The 6,256-nt window shown below is 58.6% G+C and carries 7 protein-coding genes and 3 pseudogenes; 5 read left to right on the top strand and 5 right to left on the bottom strand.

All coding sequences use genetic code 11. The features are described 5' to 3' along the window. Positions 1-206 (bottom strand): annotated as a pseudogene (locus FXV83_RS41905) (IS110 family RNA-guided transposase); the annotation flags it as partial. A gap of 240 nt (positions 207-446) precedes the next feature. Here FXV83_RS41905 and FXV83_RS41900 point away from each other — a divergent pair. Then, positions 447-689, top strand: a pseudogene (locus FXV83_RS41900) (IS256 family transposase); the annotation flags it as partial. Positions 690-724: 35 nt separating this feature from the next. Here FXV83_RS41900 and FXV83_RS41895 read toward each other — a convergent pair. Beyond that, positions 725-1,546, bottom strand: a pseudogene (locus FXV83_RS41895) (IS630 family transposase); the annotation flags it as partial. A gap of 38 nt (positions 1,547-1,584) precedes the next feature. Here FXV83_RS41895 and FXV83_RS41890 point away from each other — a divergent pair. The 4 genes from FXV83_RS41890 (at position 1,585) to FXV83_RS45090 (ending at position 3,561) form a co-directional block, all read left to right on the top strand. Beyond that, positions 1,585-1,866: a LexA family protein gene (locus FXV83_RS41890; RefSeq protein WP_148745836.1), complete on the top strand. Its 282-nt coding sequence runs from the start codon at positions 1,585-1,587 to the stop codon at positions 1,864-1,866. A gap of 26 nt (positions 1,867-1,892) precedes the next feature. Continuing rightward, complete coding sequence (locus FXV83_RS41885) at positions 1,893-2,264, top strand: hypothetical protein (protein WP_148745835.1); 372 nt, start codon at positions 1,893-1,895, stop codon at positions 2,262-2,264. A 51-nt stretch (positions 2,265-2,315) separates the two neighbouring features. Then, complete coding sequence (locus FXV83_RS41880) at positions 2,316-3,359, top strand: GSU2403 family nucleotidyltransferase fold protein (RefSeq protein ID WP_148745834.1); 1,044 nt, start codon at positions 2,316-2,318, stop codon at positions 3,357-3,359. A 70-nt stretch (positions 3,360-3,429) separates the two neighbouring features. Continuing rightward, positions 3,430-3,561 (top strand): hypothetical protein, encoded by a 132-nt coding sequence (locus FXV83_RS45090; RefSeq protein ID WP_283811759.1) that lies wholly within the window; start codon positions 3,430-3,432, stop codon positions 3,559-3,561. Between the two features lie 831 nt (positions 3,562-4,392). Here the strand turns inward: FXV83_RS45090 and FXV83_RS41875 are convergent. From FXV83_RS41875 to FXV83_RS41865, 3 genes are all read right to left on the bottom strand, one after another. Next, positions 4,393-4,932 carry a hypothetical protein gene (locus FXV83_RS41875; protein ID WP_148745833.1) on the bottom strand — a complete coding sequence of 180 codons (540 nt, stop codon included), beginning with the start codon at positions 4,930-4,932 and terminating at the stop codon, positions 4,393-4,395. Positions 4,933-4,944: 12 nt separating this feature from the next. Then, positions 4,945-5,502 carry a hypothetical protein gene (locus FXV83_RS41870; RefSeq protein ID WP_148745832.1) on the bottom strand — a complete coding sequence of 186 codons (558 nt, stop codon included), beginning with the start codon at positions 5,500-5,502 and terminating at the stop codon, positions 4,945-4,947. A gap of 306 nt (positions 5,503-5,808) precedes the next feature. Continuing rightward, entirely contained in the window at positions 5,809-6,153 is a 345-nt protein-coding gene (locus FXV83_RS41865; protein WP_148745831.1) for a hypothetical protein, read from the bottom strand. Between the last annotated feature and the right edge of the window lie 103 nt (positions 6,154-6,256).

Genomic DNA, 6,256 nt, shown 5'->3' with positions numbered 1-6,256 from the left:
ACGAACGGCGACAGCACCCGTGACACGGCCATGCAGTTGCCGGTCGCTTCGATCACCACCTCGTCTATCGGTTGAAGGCTTTTGCCAAAGCCTTCCAGTGCCGTGCGGGTCATATCGACGCGACCGGCCGGTCGAAGTCTGCCATCTTCCCAGAAAACCACCTCGCCGAAAGTTCGGTGGATATCCATTCCGATTATGCGTCGCATTTACACCTCCTGTCATATGACGGGAACGGTGGGCGACACGACAACTACGGATCCGCGCTCACGGCGCAACCGGGCTAGTCGTAGAGGCGGCCAGCTACTAACTCGAGCTCGTAGCTCATCGTACGCATCGGCCTGCCCACACCTTCGTGCTCCCGGTGCCTCTGTCCCGGATGGTCGCACCATACGCCACGATCTTGAAAACCGCAGCCGAACATCAGCACCGAGAATCTTATACCGGTTACCAACCCCATCGAAAGCACCTTCGCCACCGTGCGCCACCGCACCATCCGATCGAAGGGTTGTCTGTCGAACGGGACCGCGCTCGCCATGGTCTTTAAACTGGTCGAGGGCGCACAGAAAAGCTGGCGCCGTCTCGATGGCCACAACCAGTTGCCAAAACTCGTTCTTGGTGTGACATTCAACGACGGGATCGAGGTCATCGCCAAGCCGACCGACCGTCAGCCCATAACCGCCGCCGCCTGACCGGCCCGGCCGTCACCAAAATTTGGCGATAGCTCGGTATGGATCGACAGATTGTCCTGCACGACATGGATGCAGGCGGCGTCGGGATAATGGATGTCGACGAGTTCGCGCATGCAGTGCGCGTAGTCTACGGCGGCGCGGCGGTCTGTCACCTTGACGTTGCGCCAGCCACGATGCGGGTCGAAGGTAACGAAGAGATTGACGGTGCCGTTGCGGCGGTACTCGTAATCGTAGCGCTCGCGCTGTCCCGGCTGGGCTGGAATCGGCTGACGCGCCTCGTCGATGAGCTGGACGGGGGTCTCGTCGAAGCAGACCAGCGGCCGGGCAGGATCCGGCGCCTCGGCGTAGAGGTCGAGCACGTCCTCCATGCGGGCGACGTATTCGCCGTCGACCTGGGGGATGCACCACATGTCCCTGCGCCACGGCTTGAGATCGTTCTCGGCCAGCCGGCGACGCACGGTCTCGCCCGACAGGCTGTCGTGATCGGTGAGCTTGACCATTGTGTCGGCCAGTAATGTCAGTGTCCAGCGGTTGCGGCCGGCGGGCGGCTTGGCGCATGCGGTCGCCACCAGCAGAGCCTCCTCCTTGCCGGTCAGCTTGCGCTCTGCGCCCGGGCGCGGTTCCTCACACAAGGCCCGCTCCAGATTGCCTTCCACGAAGCGGCGCTTTGTCCGGCCGACGCTGGAAAGGCTGACCCGGACAGTTCGGACAATCTCCGCGTCGCAACTACCGGCATCGGCCGCCAGTAAAATCTGCGCCCGCTTGAGCTTGCGGGCGGCATGCTTGCCGCCGCCGAGCATCGCTGTCAGTTCGTCCCGCTCGATTTGGCTCAATTCGACGCGATAACGTACATTCATGCTTCGCCTCCTTGTCGGAGGCCGGGACGAATCCAGCGATGAGTCAAAAATCAGGCACGCACTTCACCGAGAAGCAGGGGTATTACCTGGCTTTTATCTACACCTACGCGCACATGTTCGGACGCCCACCCGCCGAAACCGACATGCAGCGCCATTTCCGCGTCAGCCCGCCTTCGGTCCACCAGATGATCGTCACCCTCGAACGAAACGGTTTCATTCGCCGTCAGCCAGGTGTTCCCCGCAGCATCGAGATTCTTCTGCCACCCGAAAACTTGCCCATCCTCGAATGGCTCGGTATCAAAACGTCAAAATCACTGTGATGAACCACTAGCAGCTGTAGCAAGCGATGCTGCATACCGACCTCCTCGAAACACTGCTACGGGTCGATCTTGCCAACTACGTACGATGTCTGCCGAAGCATCTGAGAGAAGCTTTCAAGCACTACGAAGAAGGCGTTCCCCTGCGGGTGATCGAAAACGAAGCGGTCGATCTGGTGCCTTCATTGGACGATCGGCAGTTGGCAGGATCTCATCTATCAACTGGATCGCGATGTTGCGTGCGCGGAAGAGGAGACCGAGAGACACGCGCTGAACCGGTGGTTCGATGGAGGCGGGTAAGCCAGGCGGATGGACGGCCGGCGGATGGAGACAAAAGTTCCCGGTTTCAACAGTTTGGCTTCATTTTGTATGGAACTGTTGAAACCTTTGATTTTCAATGATAAATACGGTTTCAACAGTGAGGGGGCTAAACTGATCGAAGTGTTGAAACCATGGATTTTCAAGAGCTTAACAATGATCAGCGCCGCGAGGTGGTCAATAGCCAGCAGCGCTTTCAGGCCTTGCGGGACGCCAAGGAGGCCTACGATGCTCATCGCGGTTCCCTGACCTGGGTAGAGTCCAAAGGACACGAATACCTCGTCCGGAGCTACTACGATAAAGCGGGCCTCCGAAAGCAAAGCTCGCTCGGCGCGCGCTCGGCCGAAACCGAAAAGATGAAGGTCGACTTCGAGGCTAAGCGAGCAGCGGCGGAAAACCGACTGAAGAACTTGCGTGGCACGATGGACCGTCAAGCCGCGGTCAATCGCGCACTCGGCTTGGGTCGCGTCCCTCTGATCGGTGCCCGCATCATGCGCGCTCTCGATGGCTTCGGGATGTTAGGTTCCGGCATTCGGATTCTCGGAACAAACGCCGTCTACGCCTATGAGGCCTCCTCTGGCGTCAGAATCGATCCTGGCTTGGCCACGACGGAAGACATCGATCTTCTGTTCGATGCGCGCGGCGGCCTTACGTTTGTGGCGGACGACAAGGTTTCCGAGTCTTCGCTGCTGAAGATACTCCAACGTGTCGACACCAGCTTCGAGCGTGCCAAGCAGACGTTCCGCGCCGTAAACCGGGACGGCTATCTCGTCGATCTGATCAAGCCTATGCAGAGCCCTCCTTGGAAGAAGGCCCCGGATAAAATAGGCTCGGACCCAGAAGACCTGACTGCCGTTCAAATCGAAGGACTCGATTGGCTGCAGAATTCGCCGGCTTTCGAGGCAACCGCGATCGACGAGAAGGGCGAACCGGTGCGCATCGTCGCTCCAGACCCGCGGGTTTGGGCCGCCCATAAGCTTTGGTTGTCCCGGCGTGCGGACAGGGAGCCGCTCAAGCGACAACGGGATGCGGCGCAGGCGGAAGCCGTCGGGGCTCTGGTCGCGAACTATCTCACTCACCTGCCATTCGACGCAGAGCAGCTGAGGATGCTTCCAAAAGAAGTGGTAGACAGCGCGGAGCCGCTCTTCGCTAAGAAAGACACCGCGGCCCGAGCCTAATAGTCGGGTTCGAAAGACCAAGGCCGGCATTCCGGCGCCGATCATCGGCGGCACCATGATGATGATCAGCATGATGCTGCTGCTCATCGGCATGCCGACGCTCATCGTGAGCGGCATTGTCACCGGCATCATCATTCTCAGCACCAGCAGGGGCATCGCGATGGGCCGCCGCCGGCATTGCCGGCGGTCCAGCGGCTGCTGACGCCTGAGATCGATCAAAATCGATTGTGATCCCCGCAAAACCGCTTACCCTACTCACGGCGAAATCTTCGCGGCGTTAATGTTCGGCTTCAGGCGTGGCCGCTGATTTTCCATTACCGAGCATGGACTTACAAAATCGGATCGTGGAAATCGAGTCGCTCTTATAGCCGAGTGAGTCGTTCTCATAGTGGACGTATATTTCCGGCGGCGAGCAGCAGCAGCAGCTCCTGCCGCTATACCAACAAGCTATGGATATTCCAAGCGTGGCACCGCCGGCGAGCCGGCGCCAGCACCCTGCTGACCCACGTCAGATCATAACCAAAGTTGCGTTCAATGGCCGCGAATCCTCTGATTTGCGCCCACGGCCGAATCTGTGCGGTGTTAATGTTCTGAGCTGTGCTCAGACGCCGATTTCTGATCATCGGGCAGCGATTTACGAAACCGAGTCGTTCTTAAAGCCCGAAATCGATTCGCTGTAGTGAGTCGTTCTTATAGTGGACCAACAAAAATCGCCAAGCACGATCGAGCCGGCGAACGAAAAGTGCACGTATCTGGTGCGGTTTCTGGTGCGGTGATTCCGATCAGACGAAACGGTGACTCGTAAGTGTTTGATTTCCTTGGTGGGCCCGGCAGGACTCGAACCTGCAACCAGACCGTTATGAGCGGCGGGATATCGATCAGCTTCGTTGATTTTGCTGCGTTTCTGTCTGCGTTTGATCGCGTTCGTTGCGTTTCGATGAGATCGTTTCTGGTGCGAAACTGGTGCGGTCACGCCTGCTCGTGCAGACGGGTCGGGATTGACATCTATAGGTTTCTAACCGCGCATCCGCGATCAGTCGGCCGGCGTCGATCGAGCATCCGTGACGATGCCGATTTGATCCCGCGTTGATCCGGATCGATGCGAGTCCAGAACGGGCGCCGTTCCAGACTGAAGCCGATCGAGCCGAATCGCTTTCGGTTCGATCGATAGGATTTCGAAATAGTCGCCCTCATAGTCGCGCCGCAGCACCGGCGTGCTAGTGGCGATGACGCCGAGAATGTTCCATCCTCGACGTTGAAGGTTGTTCCGCGTGTTGGAGCGCGCCGAACATAGGTTTCCGTTCGCGCCGGCGATCGCCGGCGCGTTGCGTCGATTTCTATCATGGTGATCCTTAGTGGAGCGGCCGGGCTGGCGAGTAATCGGCCGTTGCCGGCACGCGGTGAACAACCGCGCAATATACCGCGAGCGCGGTAGCGAAGAATTCGTAAGAGACGCCCAGTTGATCGGCGAGGTATTCAATCGACATTGGTTCGCCCGCTTGCAATCGCGCATACACCGTTGCTGCTCGAAATCGGCCGGCAACTCCAAAGCCTGTTGCGCATCGGCAATCATGGCGGGCAGCAACTAGCCGAGACTAGCGATCTTGAGGCCGAGCGCCGCCGCGCGGTTTCGCAGCCGGCGATCGGCCGTGGAGACGTTCGCGAGGAAGATGCGCGCCGGATCGGAGCCGGGGTGCTCTTTTGCAGACCTGCCGATTTCGGCTGTGATCGCGCTTGTCACTTCGCCCAGACTTCCAGCGAAGTGAGACGAGGACCAATATTCGTCGTGGCCGATCTCGGTGACTGGGATTGATCCCCTCGGGTTCGAATCACCCCACGTGTTGCGGTAGCGGACAATCGCAATCCAGTGATCGGCGCCGTCCTCGCGTGGAGCACCAATGCCAGCATTCAAAACAAGCTTCGATGCAGCCAATATTGAAATGCCGCCGTCATCATGCATCTGGCGCGCGACCTCGACCATCAAGGCGTCGGAATAGCTGAATTGGTCTTGATGCGAGAAAGGCCGGAATGACTCGCTGACGACGATCGGCAACTCGTCGGCGCAAGCAAGTTCGTGCAGACGAATTAAACTCCAGTTGAACAGCGACGCCAAATCGCCAGCAGTGAATTTCGTGTGTGTCATGGGGTGAACCTTCTTTCAATAAAAAGCCCGGCACGCGTCGGCGGCCGGGCGAATTTCTGGACGGTGATGACCGTGGAGCATTTTCAGGTACCTGTCAAAATCGGAGTGTTTGAGGTACCTCAAATCGCTAGTTTGCTCCCGGTAGGACCGCGAGCGCAGCGAATGAGAGAAGATTTTCGGCCATCATTGGGCGCATCTTCTTCATCGCCGATTGATCGGAACGGCCCCATTCGGCTTTTGCACACTCCCCGATCGTGTTCCCAAACACAATCATCAAGTCGAGCCTTTTGCGTGCTCCTGGCGGCGTCAGTCCACGCGCCCTTTTTGCATCGCGCAACTTATCTGTCGCCCGCGCCATCCATCCTGCACTGCCATATGGGTCAAAGATTGGTTCACCCGCTCCCTATACATGATCGCCCGAGGGCCTTGCTCATCATCGATCATCGTTCGCAGTTCATACCAGAGGTCCGCCGCCGCCAACATTAATCGCTTTTCAGCGTCGCTCACGTCGAGCAGGCCAATGAATTTTTCGACGGCTGGTTTTTTAGCCTTAGAAGAAATGCGCTTGCGCGCCTCGCGCGCGGCCGCGATCGACGGGATTTCCACCGCCGCCGCACTGGTCGCAGAGCGCGATCCCCTTGCTTTAGTCATAACTACTCCGTTGAGCCCGATCAGGCACCGATTGGTCCCGCAGCCGTGCCGAAGCGACCTTCTAGCTCAGCGCTGCGTGAAGCTTAGCATTACAGTTGTTTTT

The organism is Bradyrhizobium hipponense, from assembly GCF_008123965.1.
Taxonomy (GTDB): domain Bacteria; phylum Pseudomonadota; class Alphaproteobacteria; order Rhizobiales; family Xanthobacteraceae; genus Bradyrhizobium; species Bradyrhizobium hipponense.
Note: the sequence above shows the minus strand (reverse complement) of the source record. Positions and strands in the feature narration are given on the sequence as shown.

Excerpts from the sequence above, each read along its gene's own strand:
- FXV83_RS41890 (WP_148745836.1), top strand. The coding sequence starts at position 1,585 with ATGAGTCAAAAATCAGGCACGCACTTCACCGAGAAGCAGGGGTATTAC.
- FXV83_RS41885 (WP_148745835.1), top strand. The coding sequence starts at position 1,893 with ATGCTGCATACCGACCTCCTCGAAACACTGCTACGGGTCGATCTTGCC.
- FXV83_RS41880 (WP_148745834.1), top strand. The coding sequence starts at position 2,316 with ATGGATTTTCAAGAGCTTAACAATGATCAGCGCCGCGAGGTGGTCAAT.
- FXV83_RS45090 (WP_283811759.1), top strand. The coding sequence starts at position 3,430 with ATGATGCTGCTGCTCATCGGCATGCCGACGCTCATCGTGAGCGGCATT.
- FXV83_RS41875 (WP_148745833.1), bottom strand. The coding sequence starts at position 4,932 with ATGATTGCCGATGCGCAACAGGCTTTGGAGTTGCCGGCCGATTTCGAG.
- FXV83_RS41870 (WP_148745832.1), bottom strand. The coding sequence starts at position 5,502 with ATGACACACACGAAATTCACTGCTGGCGATTTGGCGTCGCTGTTCAAC.
- FXV83_RS41865 (WP_148745831.1), bottom strand. The coding sequence starts at position 6,153 with ATGACTAAAGCAAGGGGATCGCGCTCTGCGACCAGTGCGGCGGCGGTG.